Genomic DNA, 22,817 nt, shown 5'->3' with positions numbered 1-22,817 from the left:
GTAAATGTTTCCTGTTTCTTCATCCCCATACACCACCATTGCGTTGATAGTGTTATTATCCCACATCCGGAGCCTTTATGGTAGTGCGGATTAAATCAGAGATTCCCTAGATAATGTACTTATGTGCCAGTGTTTTATCCGCAATCAAGCAGATTTTTCAGGGATGAATGCTGCCTATGCAAAATATTTTGGTGGTAATCTCAACCTTGCCCCTGCTCGATATACAGTAATTGCCCCTCCAACTGATGAAAAATATTTGGTCGAAATTGCTATGATTGTAGGGCTATAAATAAGACCTAATCCAGTACACCTAGACTTATATACTGTTGTAGTTCAATAAGAGCTACCAACTGTTGTATACACGGTACCAGAGGGTACCATCCGTTTCCGGTGGCCGAAAGTAAAAAAGAAAGACATCTGCCGAAAGCAGATGTCTTTCTTTTTTGGGACATCACAACAGTATAGATGCCGCAGCCTCCAGGTTTGCACCCAAAACCAAATCAAAGCCCAGCGAAGCAGGTCCAATTCGGAAAGGAGGAGCAGCGACATGAGCGCGCTCTGACTCTTGAAAAAAAGTCGGAGCAAGCGATATAACGCTTGCTCCGACATGGTACGCCTGAAGGGACTCGAACCCCCAGCCTTCAGAACCGGAATCTGACGCTCTATCCAATTGCGCTACAGGCGCGTACCTGTGCAGCTTTTTAAGTGCCTAATTATTATAACAACCTTTCCCTGGTTTGTAAAGGGGTATTTTTGCAAAAAACAAGGCGAGCGTCTTTTTCCGGGGTGGTCAGTACGGGATGGTGCTCCAGGTGTTGACGCCGGAGAGATCCAGAAACAGGGGGTGATCCGGAGGTAAAAAGGTGAAAAGGATCATGGCCGCGGCCAGGGCCAGCACGGCCAGAACCGACAGGGTCCCCAAAAGAGGGTGCTCCGAGGCGCCGTCCAGGACCTCCGGCAACAGGAAGCCGGCCGCCATGAGCACCACGTAGAGTCCGATGTCCACCGCCAGGGCCTCGCCGCCCAGGGTCATGTGATAGAGCCAGCCGATGCCCAGCATAGCCGCCGAGAGCACCGGCACCGTCAGCAGCCAGGGGGTGCGGCACCCGGGCGGGCCGTTCCGAGTGAGCAGGAGCATGGCGGCCAGATAGGGCCAGACCAGGATCTTCAGGTGCTCCCACAGGCTCTCGTTTACCGGCGCTAGCAGCGCCGTCACCGGATTGGGCAGCAACGTATACAAAAAATGCAGACAGGCGCCCACCAGCGTGGTCACCACAAAGGCGGCCAGCAGCCCCCTCGACAGCTTGGGCATATGCCATCTCTCCCTCCCGCAGCCGCCCGGAGTGGGACGGCCTTCTGAGATATGGTATGCGCCCAAAGCCCTTTTATGAACCCGTCCGCCTTTTTTCTGAAAAACCGGTAAAAACCGCCGTGGCCGCCGACGCCGTCCCCCGCCATTCGGTGCTTTCCACCTCTTTCCATGCCAAAGGTGTGTTTCATTGCCAGCGCTGGGGCGGCGTTTTTCCTGCCCGAGGCGGCCATATTAACTCTGACGGCGGTTTTTTGATCGCCGTCGGCGTTATTTTTTGCAAAAGGGGTGGTTTTATGAGAGAAGAAGAACAGGGGCGGCCATGGACCGGCGCCCTCCTGCTGCGGGGCCTGGTTTTGGTGGCGGCCATGGCCATGGTGCTGCTGGGCCTGGGCGTCCGGCCCGCCGCCGCGGAGGCCCTGCCCGCCATGGCCGCTGCGGAGGGCACCCACATGGTGGTCCCCATGGGCCGGGCGGTGGGCATCAAGCTCTTTTCCGACGGCGTGCTGGTGGTGGGTCTCTCCGACGTAACCGGCCAGACAGGGGAGTGCTCCCCGGCCCGCTCCTGCGGGCTCCGCCAAGGCGACATCATCACCCACATCAACAACACCCAGGTGGACACCATTGAGGAGGTCCGGGCAGTGCTCCAGAAGCTGGAGGGAGATCAGATGAGCATCCGGGCCATCCGGGATGAGGAGCAAGTGCAGTTCACCGCCCAGGCCACCGCCTGCACCGACGGCACCTACCGACTGGGGGCGTGGATTCGGGACTCCATGGCCGGCATTGGCACCATGACCTTCTATGAGCCCTCCACCGGTCTTTTCGGCGCCCTGGGCCACGGCATCAACGACGTGGATACCGCCCTCCTCATGCCCCTGGAGTCGGGGGCCATCCTGTCCGCTTCGGTCTCCGACGTAAAAAAGGGAGCCGCCGGCGACCCCGGTGAGCTCCACGGCACCTTCCAGACCGACCGCGATCTGGGTGAGCTGTGGGCCAACACCCCCGGCGGCATCTTTGGCACCCTGGAGGACACCTCCCTGGTCCCAGCCGGTGAGGCCATCCCCACCGCCCTCCGAAGCCAGGTGAAGGTAGGCCCCGCCACCATCCTCTCCAACATCGCCGGGGAGGAGGTCAAATCCTATGACGTGGAGATTGTCCGGGTCTTCCCCGAGGGCAGCCACGACACCCGGGACCTGATGGTGAAGGTCACCGACCCAGAGCTGCTTGAGGCCACCGGCGGCATCGTACAGGGCATGAGCGGCAGTCCCATCCTCCAGGACGGGCGGCTGGTGGGCGCCGTCACCCACGTACTGGTCAACGACCCCACCCAGGGGTACGGCATTCTGGCCGAAACTATGCTGAGCGCGGCCTCCTGATACAAAGTCTTTCCCAACAGGGCGGGCACAGGCCCGCCCTCTCTTTTTCTGGAAGCCTTTTATTTATCTGGATTGCCAGGCTCGACCTCGCTGAGCGTAGTTGGTAAAGCGGCGGTTTTTCTGTACAAAACCGCCGTTTTGCGTTATAAATAATAAAGTAGAGAGGACGCCTACCGGACCGGGCCTCTGGGCGTGCTCCCCGGCGTTTTCCCCTTGACAGCTTCGCCCCAACAAAACCGGTCGAAATTTGTTTGGAATATTCTGGTAAAAAAGGGTTGCGTCCGCTGTCAATTTGTGGTAAATTATGGTTACGGAACAAAGGCAGGGGCCGCCGTGCCTCTGTGGAAGGGGAATTTGGACATGGACAGCAAAAAGCGCATTCTTTTGGCCGACGCGGACGACGTTTTCCGGGACCTGCTGCGGGAGACCCTGCTGAACGAGCCTGATTTTGAGATCGTAGGGGAGACCGGTGACGGGGAGGAGGCGGTGGAGCTGTGCCGCCGTCTGTCCCCTGACCTTTTGATCATGGATCTGATGCTGACCCAAATGGACGGTCTGGACGTACTGGATACCCTGAATGGGCCTGAGAAGCCGCCGGTGCTGGTGCTCTCGGCCCTGGTCCGGGGGAGCACGGCAGAGGCGGCCCTGGCCAAGGGGGCCAGCTATTGCCAGATGAAGCCCTGCAAGCTCTCCTCGGTGGTGGACCGGGTGCGGCTGCTCTCCGGCGCCGCAAAAACCGAGGAGGACCCTGCAGAGCGCTCCGCCCGCATCCGCCAGAACCTGGAGAGCTCGGTCACCGCCATCATCCACGAGATCGGCGTGCCCGCCCACATCAAGGGCTACCAATACCTGCGCTACGCCATTATCATGACGGTGGAGAACATGGAGGTCATCAACGCCGTGACCAAGATCCTGTACCCGGAGGTGGCCAAGCACTTTAACACCACCGCCTCCCGGGTGGAGCGTGCCATCCGCCACGCCATTGAGGTGGCCTGGGACCGGGGCGATCTGGAGACGTTGCAGAAATACTTCGGATATACGGTCAGCAACGCCAAAGGCAAGCCCACCAACTCGGAGTTCATCGCCATGATCGCCGACCGGCTCCAGCTTCAGCGCCGGGAAAATTAAATTTTTATCCATATAATCCCACAGAGGGCGGGGGCGCGGCATGTGGCCGCACTCCCGCCCTCTGTTCTGTTCCGGCCCGGGTCTGAGCTAGATCTCCTCCAGAAACTTGCTCACCGGTACCTCCAACACATCCAAAACGCTAAACAGGGTGTCCAGAGCGATGCCTTTCACAATGGCGCCGTTGTTGGCCTCCACCTGGCTGATAAAGGACCAGCTCTTTCCGATCCGCTCGGCGAGCCGCTGCTGTGTGCAGCCCCAGATTTCGGTAACGCTCTCTGTATTCCTCGTGCAATATGTCCACCCCAATTATTATCCTACCGTAAACTGATGTGGATTGTTACTGACTCTCAGCAACTTATTATTTACTGACAGCCAAGAATATGTTATTATGAGCGCGAGAAAAAATTTTGTCGAAATTGGAGACAGCTATGCTCACATTATTGGAAAACCTTCAAGAGCGCCTGGGCTGCCTGTATCTATCCGACCTGCATACAGACAACTTCCGGCGGCAGGCGCTCCAGGAGGCCCTGGACTTTCCGCCAGACGCATATTCCCTTGAGCAGTGGCAGGAGGCGGTCCGCTACCTGTTGGGCAGCCCCCCCCCTTCCGCATCGGTCCAGGAGCTCCGTGAGATGCTGGCGCAGTATACCACAGAACTGTGACGGCGCTCCTCCGTATGAGTCAAATGGAATCAATATACAGCATGAAAGGGCCCGCCGCATATGCGGCGGCCCCTTTCATGCTCGGCACAATATATGGAGGTTGGGAAGTGCAGCTCAGGTGCGGCTCAATGCCGGCCCTCGTTGTGGAACATCTCCCCGACAGCGCGCCAGGGGCTCCCCTTCCAATAGTTCTTCCGCGCACCCAGGGAGTACAGATCCTTCTGCAGCAGCTTTTCCTCGCGGGCTTCGACCATACGCATCATGTTTTTCATTGTTCTCTACTCCTTTCCGGGCAACTATCTCTTGCCTTCCTTGTGACCTTATTATACAATGACATTAGACATTACGCAAACGACTCTTTGTCATGTCTCACATTCCAAAGCAGAATGGATGGTGCCGATGGAAACGGGAAAGTATCAGGCCCTGCTGCGGACAGCGGAGCTGGGCAGCATCACCCGCGCGGCAGAGGATCTGGGCTACACCCAGAGTGCGGTGAGCCGGATCATCTCCGACCTGGAGCAGGAATGGGGGGTAGCTCTGCTCATTCGTGGGCGGTCGGGAGTTACCCTCACCGCCGCCGGGGAGGCCCTGCTGCCCGGCCTGCGTGCGGTGTGCAACGCGGAGCGGGAGCTTCAGGAGGAGATCGCCGAGCTCCACGGCCTCACCCGGGGCACTATCCGGGTGGGCACCTTTAACAGCATCTCGGTCCACTGGCTGCCCCGGCTCATGAAGACCTTTTTGGAAAAATACCCCGCCATCCGCTTTGAGATCCTCACCCACATCGAGTATCGGGAGATCGAGGACTGGGTGGCCTCGGGCCATGTGGACTGCGGCTTCATCTCCCTGCCCTGCGCCCTGGAGCTGGACACCGTCTTTCTCCGCCGGGACCGGCACATGGCGGTACTCCCCGCCGACCACCCCCTGGCCGGGGCGGAGAGCTACCCCCTGGACCGTTTTGCCCAGGACCCCTACATCAAGCTGGAGGACGACCGGGACCGGGAGGTCATCCAGATCTTTGAGCACTGCGGCGTGAAGCCCAACCTCCAATACCTGGTCAACGACGACTACGCCGCCATCTCCATGGTGGAAAGTGGCCTGGGGGTGAGTGTGCTCACCGAGCTGGTCCTCCGGCGCACCCCCTACCACGTGGTGGTAAAGCCTCTGGACCCGCCCCAATTCCGGGACATCGGCCTGGCCGTCCGGGACCGACAGGCCGCCTCTCCCGCCACCGCCCGCTTCCTCTCCCACGTGGTGGAGGCCCTGGCCGCAGGAGAGATTTGACAGGGAGGCGGACCTGTTATATCATAGTAGGCACTGTGCAAAGGAGATGTTTTCATGACCATCGATTACAAGACCAAGGGCACCTGCTCCAGCCGCATGCTCATCGACGTGGAGGACGGCGTGGTGAAGTCTCTCCAGGTGACCGGCGGCTGCAACGGCAACCTTCAGGGCCTCTCCAATCTGGTGGCCGGCATGAAGGTGGAGGACGTGATTTCCCGGCTGGAGGGTATCCACTGCGGCTTTAAGCCCACCTCTTGCCCCGACCAGCTGGCCCAGGCCCTCAAGCAGAGCCTGTAAGACCCGCCCCCAAGACCGCCGGAAGGCGGTCTTGGAGCCTGTTGGCTTTGCCACCAGGCTCTCGCACAAAGTCGGAAGCATTTCTGCTTTTTTGACAAACGGAAGCCCCTCCGGCATTGGCCGGAGGGGCTGCTTTTCTTTTTCTTTTATCTTCTTCTGCGGCGGCCGCTGTAACGGCTGCCGTGGTAGGCCCGGCGGTGGCTGCCGCCGTAGCGGCGGCGGCGTCCGAAGAGGAGCCAGCGCAGCAGCAGCACCACAATGAGCACCGCCACCACGATGAGCACCACCCGCACCCAGAGCTGGCTGAAGAAGGTCTCGATCTGGTCCAGGCGATAGAGGAGCTCGGAGCGGGACACATCGTCCACCGCCACCAGGTCCAGCTGGCCGTACACCGTATCCCCGTTGGAGACGGTGACGTGGCCCACCACCTGACCCTTGGACACCGGGGCGTCCAGGCTCTCGCTGTCATAGACGGGGGTGAGCTGGAAGTCGGCGGGGTTCAGGTCGTTGGGCAGGATGGCCTCCAGCTCGCCGGTGGCCTGGACGCCAATGCGGTCGGTCTCCCGGGAGAGGTTCACCGGAATGGTGCCGGCAAAGTAGGTGGAATCCAGCAGTGTCTTGGTGGAGAAGCTATTGAAGCCCCAGTCCAGCAGCCGGCTGGACTCGGAGAACTGGAGCCGGTTGGTGGAGCCGTCCTCATTCTTGGGGTTCTCCGCCCCCAGCACCACGGCCACCAGGTTCACCCCGTCCTTGGTGGCGGAGGAGGCCAGGCAGTAGCCCGCCTCGGGGGTGGAGCCGGTCTTGATGCCGGTGGCGTACTGGTAGTAGTAGCCCGTGATCCGCCAGGTGGACACCAGAGCGTTGGTCTCGTGGAGCTCCCGGGCCTCGTGCAGGTTGGTGGCCGGGACGGTATAGCTCTTGGAGGTGACGATGGTGCGGAAGGTCTCGTGCTTCATGGCCTCCATGCACATGAGGGAGATGTCGTAGGCGGTGGTGTAGTGGTCCGGGTTGTGGTAGCCGTGGGTGTTGGCGAAGTGGGTGTCCTCCATGCCCAACTCCTGGGCCCGCTGGTTCATCAGGTCCACAAAGTCGTCCACGCTGCCGCTCACCACCTGGGCCAGCACGTTGCAGGCCTCATTGGCCGAGGCGATGAGGGCGCAGTAGAGCACGTCCCGGAGGGTGAGCTGCTCTCCCGGCTTGATGTCCTGGGTGGAGCTTCCGTCTCCCACCTCCCGGTTCACCTCGTCCCCTACGGTGATGACCTGGTCCAGGGAGAGCTCCCCCCGGTCGATGGCCTCGATGGCCAGCAGGGTGGTCATCACCTTGGTGATGCTGGCGGGGTAGCGCTGCTCGTGGGCGTTCTGCTCATAGAGCACGGTGCCGGTGTCGGCGTTCACCAGAATGGCGGCGGCGGCCTCGATGTGCATGTCATTGAGGAGCTGGCTCTCCACCGGCGTTTTCTCCTCTACCACCGGCCCAGGCGGCGTGGTCTCCGGCGTCTCGGTGGCCGCCGGGGTCTCGGTCTCCGGCGCCGGGGAGGAGGCCAGGGCCCAGGGGGTGGTCAGGGAGAGGCTCAGGCTCAGAGCCAGAAGGAGGGAGAGCAGGCTGCGTCGATATTTTTTCATGGGAAACTCCTAGCAAATATGTTATAATCGTTTTTGTGACCCACTGTGCCACAACGTCTTTGGCACATATTATATCAGACCCGACCGTCGGGTGCAATCGGTTGGAGGTGGGTAGACATAAAAATTTCCACACTGGAAAAAGTTCTGCTGGCCGTCACCGCCGCCTTCCTGCTCCTGGCGGCGGGCTATTTCCTGGGCGCCCGCAGTAGCACAGAGCCCTACCGGGTGGAGGCCCTGCCCCCGGCGGCGGAGACCGGGGCCCCGGCGCAGCCCCCGGAGACAGCGGCCCCTGCTGTCACCGAAACGGCCTCCCCGGAGACGGAGGCGTCCGCCACCGCCGGAACGGAGGCCCCGGAGACGCCGACCGTGCCGGACAAGATAAACATCAACACCGCCTCCGCCGAGGAGCTGGAGACCCTGCCCGGCATTGGGGAGCAGCGGGCTGCCGACATCGTCGCCGATCGGGCGGCCAACGGCCCCTTCCGCATTCCGGAGGACCTGACCCGGGTACCCGGCATCGGCGAGGGCATTCTGGAGGGGCTCATCGATTACATCACGGTGGAGTGAGGCTCCGCCCGTCAATAGGAGGACAATATGGCAAAGATCCTGGTGGTAGACGACGAAAAGGTACTGGTAAAGGGCATCAAATTCAACCTGGAGAACGAGGGCTACCAGGTGGAGGTGGGCTATGACGGGGAACAGGCGGTGGAGCTGGCCCGGAACGGCGGCTTTGACCTCATCATCCTGGACCTGATGATGCCCAAGATCGACGGGCTCCAGGCCTGCATGCGCATCCGGGAGTTCTCCAACGTGCCCGTCATCATGCTCACCGCCCGCAGCGAGGACACCGACAAGATCATCGGCTTCGAGTGCGGCGCCGATGATTATGTGACCAAGCCCTTCAACATCCTGGAGCTCAAGGCCCGCATCCGGGCCATGCTCCGCCGCTCCGGCACCTCCAGCCAGAAGGAGAAGGCCTCCCGGCTCTCTCAGGGCCACATTGTCCTGGACACCGACGAGCGCTCCGCCTTCCGGGACGGCACCCCCGTGGACCTCACCGCCAAGGAGTTTGACCTCATGGAGCTCCTCATGCGCAACCCCGGCCGGGTGTACAGCCGTGAAAACCTCCTTAACATCGTGTGGGGCTACGAGTACGCCGGGGAGTACCGCACCGTGGACGTCCACATCCGCCGGCTCCGGGAAAAGCTGGAGCTGGACCCGGCCAACCCGGAGTATATCCTCACCAAGTGGGGCGTGGGCTACTACCTGAAGAACGGCTGAAGCCAAGGAGGTGGATACCATGGCCCATACCCCCGGGGCGGACAAGATCCCCTTCCGCCGCTCCATCCAGCTCAAGTTCGCCCTCACCTACATCATTATCATTGCGGCGGTGCTCATATTGCTCAACACCTACCCGGTGCTGGTCTCCCAGGACCTGGTCTTCCGCTCCAAGACCAGCCTCTTGCAGTCCCAGGCCTCGGTCATCGCCGACACCATCGCCCGCACCGAATCCCTCACCAGCGAGGCCGTCCGGGACTACGTGGAGCCCCTGGGCTACACCGGCCAGTTCCGGGTGCTGGTCACCGACGAGTTCGGCCTCATCCTCTACGACAGCGACGAGCTCCGCTTCACCGAGGGGCGCTACGCCATGCTCAGCGAGGTGGTCACCGCCCTCAAGGGCTACGACGTGGCCACCTGCTCCTACCAGGACGGCGCCTTCCACAGCCGGGCCGCCGTCCCCGTCATCTACCGGGACATGACCATCGGCTGCGTCTACCTCTATGAGCGGGACGCCGACCAGGGCGGCCTGCTCACCGACATCCAGAACAACCTGCGCTCCATCTCCCTGGTCATCTGCGTGGTGGTGCTCATCATGAGCGTGGTCTTCTCCAAGGCCCTCACCCGGCGCATCGGCGACCTGCTGCGGGCCATCCGCATCGTCCGGGAGGGCGAGTACAGCCACCGGGTGAGCATCCGGGGGGGAGACGAGCTCAGCCAGCTGGCCGGGGAGTTCAACCAGCTCACCGACCGGCTCCAGACCACCGAGGAGGTCCGCCGCCGCTTCGTCTCCGACGCCTCCCACGAGCTCAAAACCCCCCTGGCCTCCATCCGCCTCCTCACCGACTCCATCCTCCAGACCGACGGCATGGACCTGGACACCGTGAAGGACTTCGTCTCCGACATCGGGGAGGAGGCCGAGCGCCTCACCCGCATCTCGGAAAAGCTCCTCACCCTCACCCGCATGGACAGCGCCGTCCCCATGGAGCGGCTGCCGGTGGACGTGGCCGCCGTGGTGGAGAAGGTGGAGCACATGCTCCTCCCCCTGGCCCAGGAGCGGGACATCACCGTGGAGACCGACCTCCAGTCCGGCTGCGTGGTCAAAGCCACCGAGGACGACCTCTACCAGATCGCCTTCAACCTCATGGAGAACGCCGTAAAATACAACGTGAGCGGCGGCCGGGTCATGGTGGGCCTGCGGTCCATGGGGGACCTGGTCCTCCTCACCGTGGAGGACACCGGCGTGGGCATCCCCGACGAGGACCTGCCCAAGATCTTCGACCGCTTTTACCGGGTGGACAAGGCCCGGTCCCGAGCCGCCGGCGGCACCGGTCTGGGCCTGTCCATCGTCCGGGACACCGCCCGGCAGCACGGCGGCGCCGTCACCGTCCGCCGCCGGGAGGAGGGGGGCACCTGCTTCCAGGTGGCCTTCCCCCGCTGGGACGAGGAAGGGGGCGACCTGCTGTGAGAAAACGTATCCTGAGCCTGCTCTGCGCCCTTCTCCTGCTGCTCACCGGCTGTGTCCGGGGCGGGGAGGTGGAGAGCGGCGCCTACGAGGTCTACTTCGCCGCCCCCCTGCCCGACAGCGGCACCGACAGCCCCGTCCAGGGCCCCGCCGTGCAGTGGGAGACCCGCCGCCTCCCCCAGGACGCCGACGTGCTCAGCGCTCTGGTGGAGTGCCTCCTCTCCGGCCCCGTCAGCGACGGTCTGCGCTCCCCCTTCCCCGACGGGGTCTACCAGGTCTCCGCCCCCACCCTCACCGACGGGGTGTGTGAGGTGGACCTGTCCGAGCGCTACGGCGGTCTGTCCGGGGTGGACCTGACCATCGCCGACTACTGCATCGCCCTCACCCTGTGCCAGGTGAAGGGGGTGGAGGCCGTCTCCATCCTGGTGGAGGGGGAGCCCATCTCCTACCGGGACCACCAGCTCCTCCGGGAGAGCGACGCCGTCCTCTCCAGCGCCGAGGACGAGCCGGTCTACCTCTCCGCCGACCTCTGCTTCCTCCGGGAGGAGGGGGGACTGGCGGTGGAACACCGGGAGCTGCTGGTGCCCAGCGGCTCTTCCCCGGAGTCCGTCCTCCTCCAGGCCCTCCTGGCCGGCCCCGAGACCGAGGGCCTCAGCGCCCCCCTCTCCGGCGAGGCCCGGGTCATCGACCTGTGGGTCAACGACAGCGGCATCTGCTATCTCAACTTTGACGCCGCCTTCCTCAGCGATCAGCCCGCCTCGGCCAGCCAGGCCCGGCTCACCCTCTACGCCATCGTCAACACCCTCTGTCAGCTCCCCAACGTGGACGCCGTGGCCTTCCTGGTGGAGGGGGAGTCCATCCCCGATTACGGCGGCGTGGCCGCCGACGTCCCCCTGGAGCCCAACCCCGACCTGGTGGTCTCCTGAATTTTCATTGACAAATGGCCGGGGAGCGTGTAGTCTTAATTCAATTATCCGCTCCAGAAAGGAAGAATGACCCATGTCCGACTACCGTCCCAGTACCAACTGCCTCCACGCCGGCTACGTGCCCGGCAACGGCGAGCCCCGCAACATCCCCATCATCCAGTCCACCACCTTCCGCTATGCCACCGGCGAGGCCATGGGCGCCCTCTTCGACCTGGAGGCCGCCGGCTACTTCTATACCCGGCTCCAGAACCCCACCAGCGACGCCGTGGCCGCCAAAATCTGCGCCCTGGAGGGCGGCACCGCCGCCATGCTCACCTCCTCCGGCCAGGCGGCCAACTTCTTCGCTGTCTTTAACATCGCCTCCTGCGGCGACCACGTGGTGGCCTCCTCCGCCATCTACGGCGGCACCTTCAACCTCTTCGCCGTCACCATGAAGCGCATGGGGGTGGACTTCACCTTTGTGGACCCCAACTGCTCCGACGCCGAGCTGGAGGCCGCCTTCCGGCCCAACACCAAGGCCGTCTTCGGCGAGACCATCGCCAACCCCGCCCTCACCGTGCTGGACATCGAGCGCTTCGCCAAGGCCGCCCACGCCCACGGGGTGCCCCTCATTGTGGACAACACCTTCCCCACCCCCATCAACTGCCGCCCCTTCGAGCACGGCGCCGACATCGTGACCCACTCCACCACCAAATACATGGACGGCCACGCCAACGCCGTGGGCGGTGCCATCGTGGACTCCGGCAAGTTCGACTGGACCGCCCACGCCGACAAGTTCCCCGGCCTCACCACCCCCGACGAGAGCTACCACGGCATCACCTACACCGAGAAGTTCGGCCTGGGCGGCGCCTATATCACCAAGGCCACCGCCCAGCTCATGCGGGACCTGGGGGCCAGCCCCGCCCCCATGAACGCCTATCTCCTCAACGTGGGCCTGGAGACCCTGCCCCTGCGGATGGCCAAGCACTGCGCCAACGCCCTGGAGGTGGCCCGCTACCTGGAGGGCCATGACAAGGTGGCCTGGGTCAACTACCCCGGTTTGGAGAGCAGTCCCTTCCACGCCCTGGCCCAGAAGTACATGCCCAATGGCACCTGCGGCGTGGTCTCCTTCGGCGTGAAGGGTGGCCGTGAGGCCGCCTCCAGGTTCATGGCCGGGCTGAAGCTGGCCTCGATCGCCACCCACGTGGCCGACGCCAAGACCTGCGTCCTCCACCCCGCCTCCACCACCCACCGGCAGATGAACGACGCCGAGCTGGCCGCCGCCGGGGTCTCCCCCGACCTCATCCGCCTCTCCGTGGGCATCGAGGACGCCGCCGACCTCCTGGCCGACCTGGACCAGGCCCTTGCCGCCCTGTAACCCCATCTTCTGAAAAGCAAAATGCCGCCGTCTCCCATATGGGAGACGGCGGCATTTTTTCTCGGTTCAGTTGTCGGCCAGAGCCCGGTCATAGGCGGCCTTGGTGGCCTCGTCAAAGCACACGAAGCGCACCCAGTCAAAGTCCTCCGGGTGTTCGTCCAGAAACGCCCGCACCGTCTTGACGGCGATGGGGGCGGCCAGGTTCAGGGGGAAGTGGTAGACCCCGGTGGAGATGGAGGGGAAGGCCACCGTCCGGCAGCCGTGAGCCAGGGCCAGCTCCAGGCAGGAGCGGTAGCAGCCCGCCAGCAGGGCGGGCTCCCCCTGCCCGCCTCCGTGCCAGATGGGTCCGGGAGTATGCAGAACGTATTTTGCAGGCAGATGATAACCTTTTGTGATCTTGGCCTTGCCGGTCTCGCAGCCGTGGAGTGTGCGGCACTCGGCCAGCAGCTCCGGACCGGCGGCCCGGTGGATGGCGCCATCCACGCCGCCGCCCCCCAGCAGGGAGGTGTTGGCGGCGTTGGCGATGGCGTCGGCCTCCACGGTGGTGATGTCTCCCAGGGTGACCTGGATGACAGGTTTACTCACTGTCCTCCGCCTCCTCAGGCTCCTCCGCCTGCTCCGGGTGGGCCAGGCGGGCCTCTACGGCGCCGGGATCGTCAAAGACCTGCTGGAAGGTGGTGCCGTCCATGGTCTCGAACTCCAGCAGATACCGGGCCACCAGCTCCAGAGCCTCCCGCTGATCGGTGAGGATCTGGCGGCAGCGGGCGTAGGCGTTGTCGATGAGGGACTTGACCTCCTCGTCGATGATGGCGGCCACTTCCTCGGAGTAGTTCTTGGTCTGGGCCATGCTCCGGCCAATGAATACCTCGTCGTGGCCGGAGTCAAAGACCACGTTGCCCAGGCGCTGGCTCATGCCGTACCGGGTGACCATGTTCCGGGCGATGTCGGTGGCCCGGCGGATGTCGCTGCCGGCGCCGGTGGAGATGTCCCCCAGCACCAGCTCCTCGGCCATGCGGCCGCCCAGCAGGCTGGAGAGCTGCTCGGTGAGCTCCAGCCGGGACCGGTAGCCCCGGTCCTCCTGGGGCAGGGAGATGGTCATGCCGCCGGCGCCCCCGCGGGGGACGATGGTGATCTGGTGGACCGGGTCGGCGGTCTCCAGGGCGTGGCCCACCACGGCGTGGCCGGCCTCATGGTAGGCGGTGAGCTTCCGCTCCCGCTCGATGACGGTCTTGCTCCGCTTCTCCGGGCCGGCGATGACCTTGATGACCGACTCCTGGATGTCGGAGAGGGTGATGAAGGGCTGGTTCTTCCGGGCGGCCAGGAGAGCGGCCTCGTTCATGAGGTTCTCCAGGTCGGCGCCGGTGAAGCCGCCGGTGGACTTGGCCACCTCGTGGAGGTCCACATCCTCGGCCAGGGGCTTTTTCCGGCAGTGGACCTTCAGGATGGCCTCCCGGCCCTTCATGTCGGGGTAGCCCACGTAGACCTGCCGGTCGAACCGGCCGGGGCGCAGGAGGGCGGGGTCCAGAATGTCCACCCGGTTGGTGGCGGCCAGGACGATGACCCCCTCGTTGGCGGAGAAGCCGTCCATCTCCACCAGCAGCTGGTTGAGGGTCTGCTCCCGCTCGTCATGGCCGCCGCCCAGGCCGGCGCCGCGCTGACGGCCCACGGCGTCGATCTCATCGATGAAGACGATGGCGGGGCAGTCCTTCTTGGCCTGGTCGAAGAGGTCACGGACCCGGCTGGCGCCCACGCCCACATAGAGCTCCACGAAGTCGGAGCCGGAGATGGACAGGAAGTTGACCCCGGCCTCCCCGGCCACGGCCTTGGCCAGCAGGGTCTTGCCGGTACCCGGCGGGCCCACCAGCAGCACGCCCTTGGGGATGCGGGCCCCCAGGGCCACGAACTTCTTGGGGTCCCGGAGGAACTCCACGATCTCCCGGAGCTCCTCCTTCTCCTCGTCGGCCCCGGCCACGTCCTCAAAGGTGACCTTCTTGTCCCCCTGGTCGGAGAGGGTGCGGGTCCGGGCCCGGCCGAAGCGGGCGGTCTTGTCGCCGCCGCCGGCCCCGTTCTGCCGGATGAACATGAGGTAGAACATGAACCCGAAGGCCAGCAGGATGCCCACGTAGGGCAGCATGGACAGCCAGGGGGAGGGGGTGGGATCGTCGGGGTACTCGTAGTCGGTGATGATGCCCGCCCGCCACTGGTTGACCACGGTGTCGTTGAAGTCCCGGTAGAAGAGCTCGAAGGAGTAGAGCTCATAGGTGAGGGTGGTGCCGTCCTTGAGGCCCAGGATCAGGTTGTTGTTCTTGTCCACCACCACGGTCTCCACCTGCTGCTGCTCCAGGGCCCGGCGGACCTGGGCGTAGGTGGGCTTCTCCCCGGTGTTCATGTTCTGGAGGGTCCACAGGGTGCCCACCAGGATCACCAGGATGAGGGCGTAAAAGGCCGCATCGCGCAGCGTGAATTTTTTCAAGAATAAACCACGTCCTTTATGTGGAGTGGGGTATACTCAGGCCTTTTCGTAGACAGCCGGCTTGAGGATCCCGATATAGGGCAGGTTGCGGTACTTCTCGGCGTAGTCCAGACCGTAGCCCACCACAAAGAGGTCGTCCACGGAAAAGCCGGTGTAGTCGGCGGTGACGGGCTTGGTGCGGCGGGAGGGCTTATCCAGCAGGGTGCACAGCCGGACGGAGGCCGGGTGCCGGGCCTGGAGGAGCTGGAACAGATAGGAGAGGGTGTTGCCGCTGTCCAGGATGTCCTCCACCACGATGATGTCCCGGCCCTCGATGCTCTCGGAGAGGTCCTTGGTGATCTTCACCTGGCCGGAGGAGGTGGTGCCGCTGCCGTAGGAGGAGACGGCCATGAAGTCCACGGTGCAGGGGAGGGTGATGGACCGGACCAGATCGGCCATGAAGATGAACGAGCCCCGAAGCACGCTGATGAGCATGGGCTCCTTTCCGGCGTAGTCCTTGTCGATCTGGGCGGCGATCTCGACCACCCGGTCTTTCAGTTCCTGTTCGGTAAACAAGACCCGTTCGATGTCCTGTTCCAGCATAAGCTCAAATCCTTCCTTCTTTTGAATGAGTCCCCGGGGTCGGGGCGGTTTCACACTGGGTCGCTGGGGCGAGGGGTACCGCCCGGAGTTCCAGGGCGGGTGTGCCGGGGGCGGCCAGGCGGGAAGCGTCGGGGCCGAAGCCCCCCAGCCACACCGGACCTCTCCGGTCGGCCACCACGGGGAGCCGTTCCCGGTCCTGCCGTGGCACCTTGGCGTTGATGAGGAGCTTCTTTACGCTCTTGTGGGGCCGGCCCGGCAGGGTGATGCCGTCCCCCGTCTCCCTGGGCCGGACGGTGAGGGGACCGTCCAGGGCGGCGGGATTCAGATAGCACACAAAGGGGGTTTGGGGCGGCTCCGCCGGCGCTTCGGCGGGGCGGCAGACCAGCTTCCAGCCCAGTTCGGGCAGAGCCGTCTCGCCGGGGACGTTCAGGGGGACCGGCGTCCAGCCGCTCTCCGCCGCCGAAGGTTCCACCACCAGCAGGCCGTAGGCCCGCCGGGCGGTGATGCCGTGGGGCAGGTCCACCGAGCCGGAGGGGTGGCCGCTCCGGGCCAGCTCCACCACGCTCAGCAGGTGGGCGGAGCGGTACTGGTGCTCTCCCAGCCGCCCCAGCAGGGCCGCCGCCGCCCGGATAGCGATGGGGTCGGGGCTGCGGCCGATGGTGTCGGCGGGGAGGACCAGGCCGCCGGTGACGGTGGGCTCGGCTCCCCGGACGGCGGCCATGGCCTGGGCGGTGAGGTAGTCGTTGTCGGCGCGGAGGTAGCCCACCGTGTCCGAAAGCCGGGAAATGAGGGCCGGGTTGAGCTCCTCCAGCAGGGGGATGACCTGGTGGCGGAGCCGGTTCCGGGCGTAGGCGGTGTCGGCGTTGGTGCTGTCCTCCACGTGGGAGAGGGCATGCGCCTCCAGGTAGGCCAGGATCTCGGCCCGGGTGGTGGTGAGAAAGGGCCGGATCAGCTTCCCCCGCCGGGGGCGGATACCGGTGAGGCCCTGGAGGCCGCTGCCCCGGATGAGGTGGAGGAGCATGGTCTCCACGTTGTCGTTGGCGTTGTGGGCGGTGGCGATGAGGTCGGCCCCCACCTTTTCCGCCGCCTCTTCCAGAAAGTCATAGCGCAGGGCCCGGGCGGTCTCCTCGATGCCGGTCCCACAGCGGGCGGCCTCCCCGGAGACGTCCCCGCTCCCCACCACGCAGGGCACCTTCCACTCCTTGCACAGCTTTTCCACAAAGGCGGCGTCCCGGTGGGACTCCGCCCCCCGGAGCCGGTGGTCGAAGTGGGCGGCGGTGAGGGTAAAGCCAATGGCCTCCGCCTGGTCTTTGAGCCAGTGGAGGAGGCACACTGAATCTGCGCCGCCGGAGACGGCGCAGAGGATGTGGCTTCCCGGGGCGAGCATGGCGTATTCTTTTGTGAGGGCCTGGGCCTCGTTCAGCATGGTCAGTACTCCTGATGGGTCCGGTCGATGGAGGAGAAGGTGGTGTACTCGGGCAGCCACTGGAGCTCCACCTTCCGGGTCTCGCCGTGGCGGTTCTTGGCGATGATGCACTCGGCCAGGTTGCGGCTCTCGCTGTCCTCATTATAATAGTCGTCCCGGTAGAGGAACATGACGATGTCGGCGTCCTGCTCGATGGCGCCCGACTCACGCAGGTCGGAGAGCATGGGCCGCTTGTCCTGGCGGCTCTCGGGTCCGCGGGAGAGCTGGGAGAGACAGACCACCGGCACGTTGAGCTCCTTGGCCATGATCTTCAGGGCCCGGGAGATGTCGGAGACCACCTGCTGGCGGTTCTCGCCGGCGTACTTCTGCTTGCCCCCCGCCGACTGCATGAGCTGGAGGTAGTCGATGACCACCAGCCCCAGGTCCTCCACCCGGCGGCACTTGGCGTTCATGTCGGCCACCGAGAGGGAGGGGTTGTCGTCGATGAGGATCTTGGACCGGCCCAGGGCGGCGGCGGCCAGGGCCACCTTGTCCCAGTCCTCGTCGGTGAGGCGGCCGGTGACCAGCTTTTTGTTGTCCACAAAGGCCTCGTTGGAGATGAGGCGCATGGCCAGCTGCTCCCGGCTCATTTCCAAAGAGAAAAAGACGGCCGTCTTGCCCGAGAACTTGCCCACCTGGAGGAGAACGTTGAGGGCGAAGGAGGTCTTGCCCATGCCGGGCCGGGCGGCCAGGAGGATGAGGTCGGAGTTGTTGAGGCCGGAGATGGCGCTGTCCACGTCGGGCAGGCCGGTGGACAGGCCCGGCACGGCGGAGTCGGACTTGGAGAGCTCCTCCAGCCGGTCCAGCACGTCCAGCACCACGGAGGAGAGAGGGGTGAGCCCCTGGCTGGAGCGGCCCTGCCGGATGGCGTAGATCCGCTGTTCGGCGGCGTCCAGCACCTCCTGTCCGGCGGCGGTGCCCTCCTGGACCATGGCGGTCAGGTCCCCCGCCGTCTCGGCGATGCGCCGGAGGAGGGACTTGTCCTTGACGATGTCCATATACTCCGCCACGTTGGCGGCGGTGGGGGTGACCTCCATGAGCTGGAGGATGTAGCCCCGGGAGGTGTTCTCGTCAAAGACGCCGTTTAAACGCATCTTGTCCAGCACCGTCACCGGGTCCACCGTCTCGGAGAGGGAGAACATGGAGTAGATGGTCTCGTAGATGTCCCGGTTCTGCTTGAGGTAGAAGTCCTCGGCCCGCAGCTTTTCGATGACGGCGGGGATGCACCGGGCGTCGATGAGCATGGAGCCCAGCACCGCCTGCTCGGCCTCCACCGAGTGGGGCATCTGCCGGGTCAGCAGCTCCTCATCCATGTTGTCCCTCCTCTCCGGTCTCTGCTTTCAAAGGGATTACTGCTCCTCGGCCACCGTCACGGTGAGGGTGCCGGTGATCTCATAGCCCAGCTTGCACTTGAGCTGGTAGGTGCCGAAGGCCTTGATGGGCTCGTCCTGGACAATCTTGGTCTTGGCGATGTCCAGGCCGAACTGCTCCTTCAGGGCGTCGGAGATCTCCTTGCTGGTGACGGCGCCGAAGAGGCGCCCGCCGGAGCCAGCCTTGGCGGTGAGCTTCACCACGACGGCCTTGAGCTGCTCGGCCACGGCCTGGGCCTCCGCCTTCTCGGCGGCCTCCTGGGCCTTCTTGGCCTTCTCCTGCTGCTTCATGGTGTTCAGGTTCTCGGCGGTGGCCAGCACGGCCAGCTTCCGGGGGAGGAGGAAGTTGCGGGCGTAGCCGTCGCTGGCGTCGATGAGCTGGCCCTTCTTGCCCTGGCCCTTCACGTCCTGCTGCAAAATCACTTTCATGGTCATTCATCCTTTCGGGGTGTTAATTTTTCATATCATGGTTTTTTTGGGGGTGCGGCGCTCAGTCCTCCTCAAAATACTGGTCTATGGCCCGGAGGAGCTGCTGGAGCACCGCGTTCACGTCCGGGTTCGGCACCTGGGCGCCGGCGGTGGCGGCGTTGCCGCCGCCCCCCAGCTTCTCCAGCACCACCTGGACGTTGGTGTTGCCCATGCTGCGGGCGGAGATGATGGTCCGCTCCCCGTCGGCGTCGGGGAAGAGGACGAAGGAGGCGTCGATGCCGCTGATGTTCAGCAGCTCGTCGGCGGCCTGGGCCGCCGTCACCCGGCCCACTGTGTGGTCCACCGCCGTGACGGCAATGTCCCCGTGGTACATCCGGGCGTTGCGGATGATGTCGTAGCGGGAGATGACCCCCGCCAGGTCGTTCTGGAAGAGCTTCTTCACATCGCCGGTGTCAGCGCCGGAGCGGCGGAGGAAGGCCGCCGCCTCAAAGGTGCGGGTGCCGGTGCGCATGGTAAAGTTCTTGGTGTCCAGCACGATGCCGGCCAGCACCGCCTCGGCCTCAATCTTCAATAGGTCGGTGGGCTCCAGAATGTACTGCAGGAGCTCGGTGACCAGCTCGCTGGCCGAGGAGGCGTAGGGCTCGTGGAAGTTGAGGGCGGCGTTGGAGATATAGGAGGCCGCCCGGCGGTGGTGGTCGATGACGGCCACCCGGGTACAGCACTCCAGCAGGTCCTGGCTCATGACCTGCTCGGGGCGGTTGGTGTCCACCACCACCAGCAAGGTCCGGGGGTCGGCCAGGACGATGGCGTCCTGGGGAGAGAGGAAGGCCTCCTTGTACTCCGGCACCTGGGAGAGCTTCTCCGCCATATCGGCGGCGGGGTTGTTGCCCCCCTCCTTGATGATGCGGACGGTGACCCCCTTCTTCCGGGCAATGGCACACACGCCGGCACAGGCGCCGATGCAGTCCAGGTCGGGGAACTTGTGGCCCATGACGAAGACGTAGGAGGAGTCGGCGATGAGCTCGGCCAGGGCGTTGGCCATGACCCGGCTCTTGACCTTGGTGCGCTTTTCCATCTCCTTGTTCCGGCCGCCGTAGAACTCGAAGTTGAACTTGTTCTTCACCACCGCCTGGTCGCCGCCCCGAGAGAGGGCCATCTCGATGGAGAGAGAGGCGTACTCAAAGAGCTCGTGGAAGCCGGGGGCGTCCTTGCCCACGCCGATGGATAGGGTGGCGGGTACCGCGCCGGCGGCGGGGATGTCGTGGATGGCGTCCAGCACGTCGAACTTGGTCTCCTGGAAGTGCTTGAGATAGCGCTCCTCGAAGATAAAGAGGTAGCGGTCCCGGTCGTAGCGGAGGAAGAGGCCGCCGGTGGGGTGGACCCAGGCCGAGAGCCGCTTATCGATCTCGCTGCGCAGGGCGGCACGGGCGGCCTCGTCGGTGTTCTTCATGGCGTCCTCGTAGTTGTCCAGCAGCAGGATGGCCACCACGGGCTGGGAGGCAAAGAACTCCTCCTTTACCTGGGCGTACTCGGTGATCTCCACCCAGTAGGTGGTGGCCAGCATGGCCGTCCGGCTGCGCTTCTCCTCGGAGCGGACCAGGGAACCGTAGACCAAAAACCGCCGGTCATCCAGCACCACCTCGCCGGGATAGACACTCTTCCCCTCCAGGAGCCACCGGGTGTCGAAGCCGGGGACCAGGGCGGAGAGGCTGGTGTCAAAGAGGTGCTCCTTGCCGTCGGTGAGCTGCAGGAACCGCTCATTGGACCAGATGATCTCGTCGGTGTCCGGGTGGAAGATGACCATGGGCAGGGGGGAGTTGATCATGGTGTCCCGGGTGGCCACGTCCATGTTGGCGGTGACCGACTCGATATAGCGGAGCATCTCCCGCTTGCGGATGCTGTTGCTGCGCCGGAGGTAGAGGTAGAGGATAATCACCACCACCCCCTCGATGACCGCCAGGGGGACGGAGAATAAGGCGGAAGCCAGTGCAAAGAGGACCAGGCAGGCCAGGTAGAGGCCCAAACTGGGCTCCAGCAGCCGGGACAGCTTGTTGTTCTTCAAAGGCACACCTCCTTGCACGGACACGGTGGAAACTACAGAAGGCGCAAGACCTCCTGGGCCACTTCCGCCCAAAGGCCTTGCGCCCACAGCGCAGGCAGGCCCCGCAAGCCACTTCCCGCATCGCGTCCGGTTTCATTCCGTGCCCAACATTATAGCAGAAGCGCCCCCGGATTACAAGCACAGCGGTGCAGGCTTTGTCCCTCTTTCCCGCAGTTTTTCCACACCCGGTGGAAGGATGACGGCATCCGGGGGAAAAATTTCGGGGATTTCCGTCAGATTCTCTATTGCTTTAAAGTAGTAACACTGCTATAATCATCCTTAATATCGGTCCCGGCGAGACTGGCGGGCCTCCGTCCGCCTCCTCGAGGCCCACTGCATTTTTTAGGGAGGCATCCACCATGGAGGAGATCAAGATCCAGCGCGCCGATCATCCCGCGGCCAAGCCCGACGCCCACGGCCTGGGCTTCGGCAAGGTTTTTTCCGACCACATGTTCCTGCTCAACTATGACAAGGGCCAGGGCTGGCACGACCCCCGGGTCGTACCTTACGGTCCCTTTACGCTGGCTCCCTCCGCCATGGTGTTCCACTATGCCCAGGAAGTCTTCGAGGGCCTGAAGGCCTACCGCACCGCCGACGGCACCGTCCAGCTCTTCCGCCCCATCGACAACGCCCGGCGTCTCAAGGACTCCTGCGAGCGTCTGTGCACCCCCCCCATCCCCGAGGAGGACTTCGTGGAGGCCGTAAAGACCCTGGTAAAGGTGGACATCGACTGGGTGCCTGACGTCCCCGGCACCAGCCTCTACATCCGCCCCTTCATCATCGCCACCGACGCCAGCCTGGGCGTCCACGCCTCTCACAGCTATATCTTCTGCATCATCACCGGCCCCGTGGGCGCCTACTACGCCGCCGGCATCAACCCGGTGAAGATCTACGTGGAGTCCGACGACGTCCGCGCCGTCAAGGGCGGCACCGGCTACACCAAGTGCGGTGGCAACTATGCCGCCTCCATCCGGGCCGGTGAGCGGGCCGAGGAGCATGGCTATGCCCAGGTGCTGTGGCTGGACGGCGTCCACCGCAAGTATATCGAAGAAGTGGGCTCCATGAACGTCATGTTCAAGATCGACGGCAAGATCGTCACCCCCATGCTCACCGGCTCCGTGCTGCCCGGCATCACCCGCCGCTCCTGCATCGAGCTGCTCAAGAGCTGGGGCTATGAGGTGGAGGAGCGGCTCATCACCGCCCAGGAGCTCTTCGACGCCGCCAAGGCCGGCAAGCTGGACGAGGCCTGGGGCACCGGCACCGCCGCCGTGGTCTCCCCCATCGGTGAGATGGGCTGGGAGGACCAGCACGTGGTGGTCAATGGCGGCCAGATCGGCCCTGTCACCCAGAAGCTCTACGACACCCTCACCGGCATCCAGTGGGGCACTCAGCCCGACCCCTACGGCTGGGTGGTCAAGCTCTAAGCAAACACCAAAAGGCCGCGGACTTACGTCCGCGGCCTTTTTCTGTCCGAAAACCATATTTTTGTGGGGCGCGCCATCCCTCAAACCATCCTGCGTCGCAGCAGAGGGAATATCAGTCAGTGGCGCCACGTCCCGACACCCACCCACGCAGGCGGCGAAAAAATGTGGGATAGGACCACAACTTGTCCCTGTTCCGCCGGCGCAGTCACCTGTGGACGGTGCTGGTCCTCAACGGGGGCGTAAAGACGGGCCGCCGGATTCCTATTTGG

23 protein-coding genes and 1 tRNA gene are annotated in these 22,817 nt (G+C 64.1%); 12 read left to right on the top strand and 12 right to left on the bottom strand.

The window, feature by feature from the left end:
• The first annotated feature begins 94 nt into the window (after window positions 1-94).
• Window positions 95-289: a RidA family protein gene (locus ACTNBK_RS09385; protein WP_441145527.1), complete on the top strand. Its 195-nt coding sequence runs from the start codon at window positions 95-97 to the stop codon at window positions 287-289.
• A gap of 319 nt (window positions 290-608) precedes the next feature.
• Here the strand turns inward: ACTNBK_RS09385 and ACTNBK_RS09380 are convergent.
• Window positions 609-685: transfer RNA gene (locus tag ACTNBK_RS09380), tRNA-Arg, on the bottom strand.
• A 105-nt stretch (window positions 686-790) separates the two neighbouring features.
• Window positions 791-1,312 (bottom strand): DUF6512 family protein, encoded by a 522-nt coding sequence (locus ACTNBK_RS09375; protein ID WP_441145525.1) that lies wholly within the window; start codon window positions 1,310-1,312, stop codon window positions 791-793.
• Between the two features lie 293 nt (window positions 1,313-1,605).
• Here ACTNBK_RS09375 and spoIVB point away from each other — a divergent pair, with 293 nt between their 5' ends.
• Together spoIVB and spo0A are read left to right on the top strand one after the other, a co-directional pair.
• Entirely contained in the window at window positions 1,606-2,685 is a 1,080-nt protein-coding gene (spoIVB, locus tag ACTNBK_RS09370) for a SpoIVB peptidase (RefSeq protein ID WP_441145523.1), read from the top strand.
• Between the two features lie 360 nt (window positions 2,686-3,045).
• Window positions 3,046-3,813: a sporulation transcription factor Spo0A gene (spo0A, locus tag ACTNBK_RS09365; protein WP_441145521.1), complete on the top strand. Its 768-nt coding sequence runs from the start codon at window positions 3,046-3,048 to the stop codon at window positions 3,811-3,813.
• A gap of 87 nt (window positions 3,814-3,900) precedes the next feature.
• Here spo0A and ACTNBK_RS09360 read toward each other — a convergent pair whose 3' ends face one another.
• Entirely contained in the window at window positions 3,901-4,119 is a 219-nt protein-coding gene (locus ACTNBK_RS09360; protein WP_441145519.1) for a helix-turn-helix domain-containing protein, read from the bottom strand.
• Between the two features lie 122 nt (window positions 4,120-4,241).
• Here ACTNBK_RS09360 and ACTNBK_RS09355 point away from each other — a divergent pair, with 122 nt between their 5' ends.
• A complete protein-coding gene (locus ACTNBK_RS09355) occupies window positions 4,242-4,475 on the top strand; it encodes a hypothetical protein (protein WP_441145517.1) in 234 nt (77 codons plus the stop codon).
• A gap of 125 nt (window positions 4,476-4,600) precedes the next feature.
• Here ACTNBK_RS09355 and ACTNBK_RS09350 read toward each other — a convergent pair whose 3' ends face one another.
• Window positions 4,601-4,747 (bottom strand): hypothetical protein, encoded by a 147-nt coding sequence (locus ACTNBK_RS09350; RefSeq protein ID WP_294513046.1) that lies wholly within the window; start codon window positions 4,745-4,747, stop codon window positions 4,601-4,603.
• 127 nt (window positions 4,748-4,874) lie between these two features.
• Here ACTNBK_RS09350 and ACTNBK_RS09345 point away from each other — a divergent pair, with 127 nt between their 5' ends.
• Window positions 4,875-5,756 carry a LysR family transcriptional regulator gene (locus tag ACTNBK_RS09345; protein ID WP_441145515.1) on the top strand — a complete coding sequence of 294 codons (882 nt, stop codon included), beginning with the start codon at window positions 4,875-4,877 and terminating at the stop codon, window positions 5,754-5,756.
• A gap of 54 nt (window positions 5,757-5,810) precedes the next feature.
• Complete coding sequence (locus ACTNBK_RS09340; protein WP_441145513.1) at window positions 5,811-6,053, top strand: TIGR03905 family TSCPD domain-containing protein; 243 nt, start codon at window positions 5,811-5,813, stop codon at window positions 6,051-6,053.
• A gap of 146 nt (window positions 6,054-6,199) precedes the next feature.
• Here ACTNBK_RS09340 and ACTNBK_RS09335 read toward each other — a convergent pair whose 3' ends face one another.
• Window positions 6,200-7,678, bottom strand: a complete 1,479-nt coding sequence (locus ACTNBK_RS09335; protein WP_441145511.1) for a D-alanyl-D-alanine carboxypeptidase family protein — start codon at window positions 7,676-7,678, stop codon at window positions 6,200-6,202.
• A gap of 45 nt (window positions 7,679-7,723) precedes the next feature.
• Between ACTNBK_RS09335 and ACTNBK_RS09330 the strand changes: the two genes are divergently transcribed.
• The 5 genes from ACTNBK_RS09330 (at window position 7,724) to ACTNBK_RS09310 (ending at window position 12,704) form a co-directional block, all read left to right on the top strand.
• Window positions 7,724-8,245: a helix-hairpin-helix domain-containing protein gene (locus ACTNBK_RS09330; RefSeq protein WP_441145509.1), complete on the top strand. Its 522-nt coding sequence runs from the start codon at window positions 7,724-7,726 to the stop codon at window positions 8,243-8,245.
• A 27-nt stretch (window positions 8,246-8,272) separates the two neighbouring features.
• Complete coding sequence (locus tag ACTNBK_RS09325) at window positions 8,273-8,959, top strand: response regulator transcription factor (RefSeq protein ID WP_441145507.1); 687 nt, start codon at window positions 8,273-8,275, stop codon at window positions 8,957-8,959.
• Window positions 8,960-8,978: 19 nt separating this feature from the next.
• Window positions 8,979-10,424 (top strand): sensor histidine kinase, encoded by a 1,446-nt coding sequence (locus tag ACTNBK_RS09320; protein ID WP_441145505.1) that lies wholly within the window; start codon window positions 8,979-8,981, stop codon window positions 10,422-10,424.
• The gene (locus tag ACTNBK_RS09315) at window positions 10,421-11,347 is read left to right on the top strand and encodes a GerMN domain-containing protein (protein WP_441145503.1); all 927 of its coding nucleotides are present in this window, start codon (window positions 10,421-10,423) and stop codon (window positions 11,345-11,347) included. Before ACTNBK_RS09320 ends, ACTNBK_RS09315 begins: the two co-directional genes overlap by 4 nt.
• Window positions 11,348-11,420: 73 nt before the next feature.
• Window positions 11,421-12,704 (top strand): O-acetylhomoserine aminocarboxypropyltransferase/cysteine synthase family protein, encoded by a 1,284-nt coding sequence (locus ACTNBK_RS09310; protein ID WP_441145501.1) that lies wholly within the window; start codon window positions 11,421-11,423, stop codon window positions 12,702-12,704.
• Between the two features lie 66 nt (window positions 12,705-12,770).
• Here the strand turns inward: ACTNBK_RS09310 and ACTNBK_RS09305 are convergent, their stop codons facing one another.
• From ACTNBK_RS09305 to ACTNBK_RS09275, 7 genes are all read right to left on the bottom strand, one after another.
• Window positions 12,771-13,289 carry an O-acetyl-ADP-ribose deacetylase gene (locus ACTNBK_RS09305; RefSeq protein ID WP_441145499.1) on the bottom strand — a complete coding sequence of 173 codons (519 nt, stop codon included), beginning with the start codon at window positions 13,287-13,289 and terminating at the stop codon, window positions 12,771-12,773.
• Window positions 13,282-15,177: an ATP-dependent zinc metalloprotease FtsH gene (ftsH, locus tag ACTNBK_RS09300; protein WP_441145497.1), complete on the bottom strand. Its 1,896-nt coding sequence runs from the start codon at window positions 15,175-15,177 to the stop codon at window positions 13,282-13,284. Before ftsH ends, ACTNBK_RS09305 begins: the two co-directional genes overlap by 8 nt.
• Window positions 15,178-15,213: 36 nt before the next feature.
• The gene (gene hpt / locus ACTNBK_RS09295) at window positions 15,214-15,759 is read right to left on the bottom strand and encodes a hypoxanthine phosphoribosyltransferase (protein WP_441145496.1); all 546 of its coding nucleotides are present in this window, start codon (window positions 15,757-15,759) and stop codon (window positions 15,214-15,216) included.
• 4 nt (window positions 15,760-15,763) lie between these two features.
• A complete protein-coding gene (tilS, locus tag ACTNBK_RS09290) occupies window positions 15,764-17,185 on the bottom strand; it encodes a tRNA lysidine(34) synthetase TilS (RefSeq protein ID WP_441145494.1) in 1,422 nt (473 codons plus the stop codon).
• Window positions 17,186-17,187: 2 nt separating this feature from the next.
• The gene (gene dnaB, locus ACTNBK_RS09285; protein WP_441145492.1) at window positions 17,188-18,537 is read right to left on the bottom strand and encodes a replicative DNA helicase; all 1,350 of its coding nucleotides are present in this window, start codon (window positions 18,535-18,537) and stop codon (window positions 17,188-17,190) included.
• A gap of 36 nt (window positions 18,538-18,573) precedes the next feature.
• Window positions 18,574-19,023: a 50S ribosomal protein L9 gene (rplI, locus tag ACTNBK_RS09280; protein ID WP_441145490.1), complete on the bottom strand. Its 450-nt coding sequence runs from the start codon at window positions 19,021-19,023 to the stop codon at window positions 18,574-18,576.
• Between the two features lie 61 nt (window positions 19,024-19,084).
• A complete protein-coding gene (locus ACTNBK_RS09275) occupies window positions 19,085-21,091 on the bottom strand; it encodes a DHH family phosphoesterase (RefSeq protein WP_441145488.1) in 2,007 nt (668 codons plus the stop codon).
• A 392-nt stretch (window positions 21,092-21,483) separates the two neighbouring features.
• Between ACTNBK_RS09275 and ACTNBK_RS09270 the strand changes: the two genes are divergently transcribed.
• Window positions 21,484-22,548, top strand: coding sequence for a branched-chain amino acid aminotransferase (locus tag ACTNBK_RS09270; RefSeq protein WP_441145486.1), 1,065 nt, complete (start codon window positions 21,484-21,486; stop codon window positions 22,546-22,548).
• Window positions 22,549-22,817: the final 269 nt, after the last annotated feature.

Source organism: Intestinimonas sp. HCP28S3_D6 (assembly GCF_052065695.1).
In the GTDB taxonomy this organism is placed as follows: Bacteria; Bacillota; Clostridia; order Oscillospirales; family Oscillospiraceae; genus Intestinimonas.
The sequence above is the reverse complement of the archived record's forward strand: the minus strand, read 5'-3'. Positions and strand labels throughout refer to the sequence as shown.

Coding starts and splice junctions, on each gene's coding strand:
- ACTNBK_RS09320 (WP_441145505.1), top strand. CDS start 8,979: ATGGCCCATACCCCCGGGGCGGACAAGATCCCCTTCCGCCGCTCCATC.
- tilS (WP_441145494.1), bottom strand. CDS start 17,185: ATGCTGAACGAGGCCCAGGCCCTCACAAAAGAATACGCCATGCTCGCC.
- ACTNBK_RS09345 (WP_441145515.1), top strand. CDS start 4,875: ATGGAAACGGGAAAGTATCAGGCCCTGCTGCGGACAGCGGAGCTGGGC.
- spoIVB (WP_441145523.1), top strand. CDS start 1,606: ATGAGAGAAGAAGAACAGGGGCGGCCATGGACCGGCGCCCTCCTGCTG.
- ACTNBK_RS09325 (WP_441145507.1), top strand. CDS start 8,273: ATGGCAAAGATCCTGGTGGTAGACGACGAAAAGGTACTGGTAAAGGGC.
- hpt (WP_441145496.1), bottom strand. CDS start 15,759: ATGCTGGAACAGGACATCGAACGGGTCTTGTTTACCGAACAGGAACTG.
- ACTNBK_RS09340 (WP_441145513.1), top strand. CDS start 5,811: ATGACCATCGATTACAAGACCAAGGGCACCTGCTCCAGCCGCATGCTC.
- ACTNBK_RS09270 (WP_441145486.1), top strand. CDS start 21,484: ATGGAGGAGATCAAGATCCAGCGCGCCGATCATCCCGCGGCCAAGCCC.
- spo0A (WP_441145521.1), top strand. CDS start 3,046: ATGGACAGCAAAAAGCGCATTCTTTTGGCCGACGCGGACGACGTTTTC.
- ACTNBK_RS09335 (WP_441145511.1), bottom strand. CDS start 7,678: ATGAAAAAATATCGACGCAGCCTGCTCTCCCTCCTTCTGGCTCTGAGC.
- rplI (WP_441145490.1), bottom strand. CDS start 19,023: ATGAAAGTGATTTTGCAGCAGGACGTGAAGGGCCAGGGCAAGAAGGGC.
- ACTNBK_RS09375 (WP_441145525.1), bottom strand. CDS start 1,312: ATGCCCAAGCTGTCGAGGGGGCTGCTGGCCGCCTTTGTGGTGACCACG.
- dnaB (WP_441145492.1), bottom strand. CDS start 18,537: ATGGATGAGGAGCTGCTGACCCGGCAGATGCCCCACTCGGTGGAGGCC.
- ACTNBK_RS09355 (WP_441145517.1), top strand. CDS start 4,242: ATGCTCACATTATTGGAAAACCTTCAAGAGCGCCTGGGCTGCCTGTAT.
- ACTNBK_RS09350 (WP_294513046.1), bottom strand. CDS start 4,747: ATGAAAAACATGATGCGTATGGTCGAAGCCCGCGAGGAAAAGCTGCTG.
- ACTNBK_RS09310 (WP_441145501.1), top strand. CDS start 11,421: ATGTCCGACTACCGTCCCAGTACCAACTGCCTCCACGCCGGCTACGTG.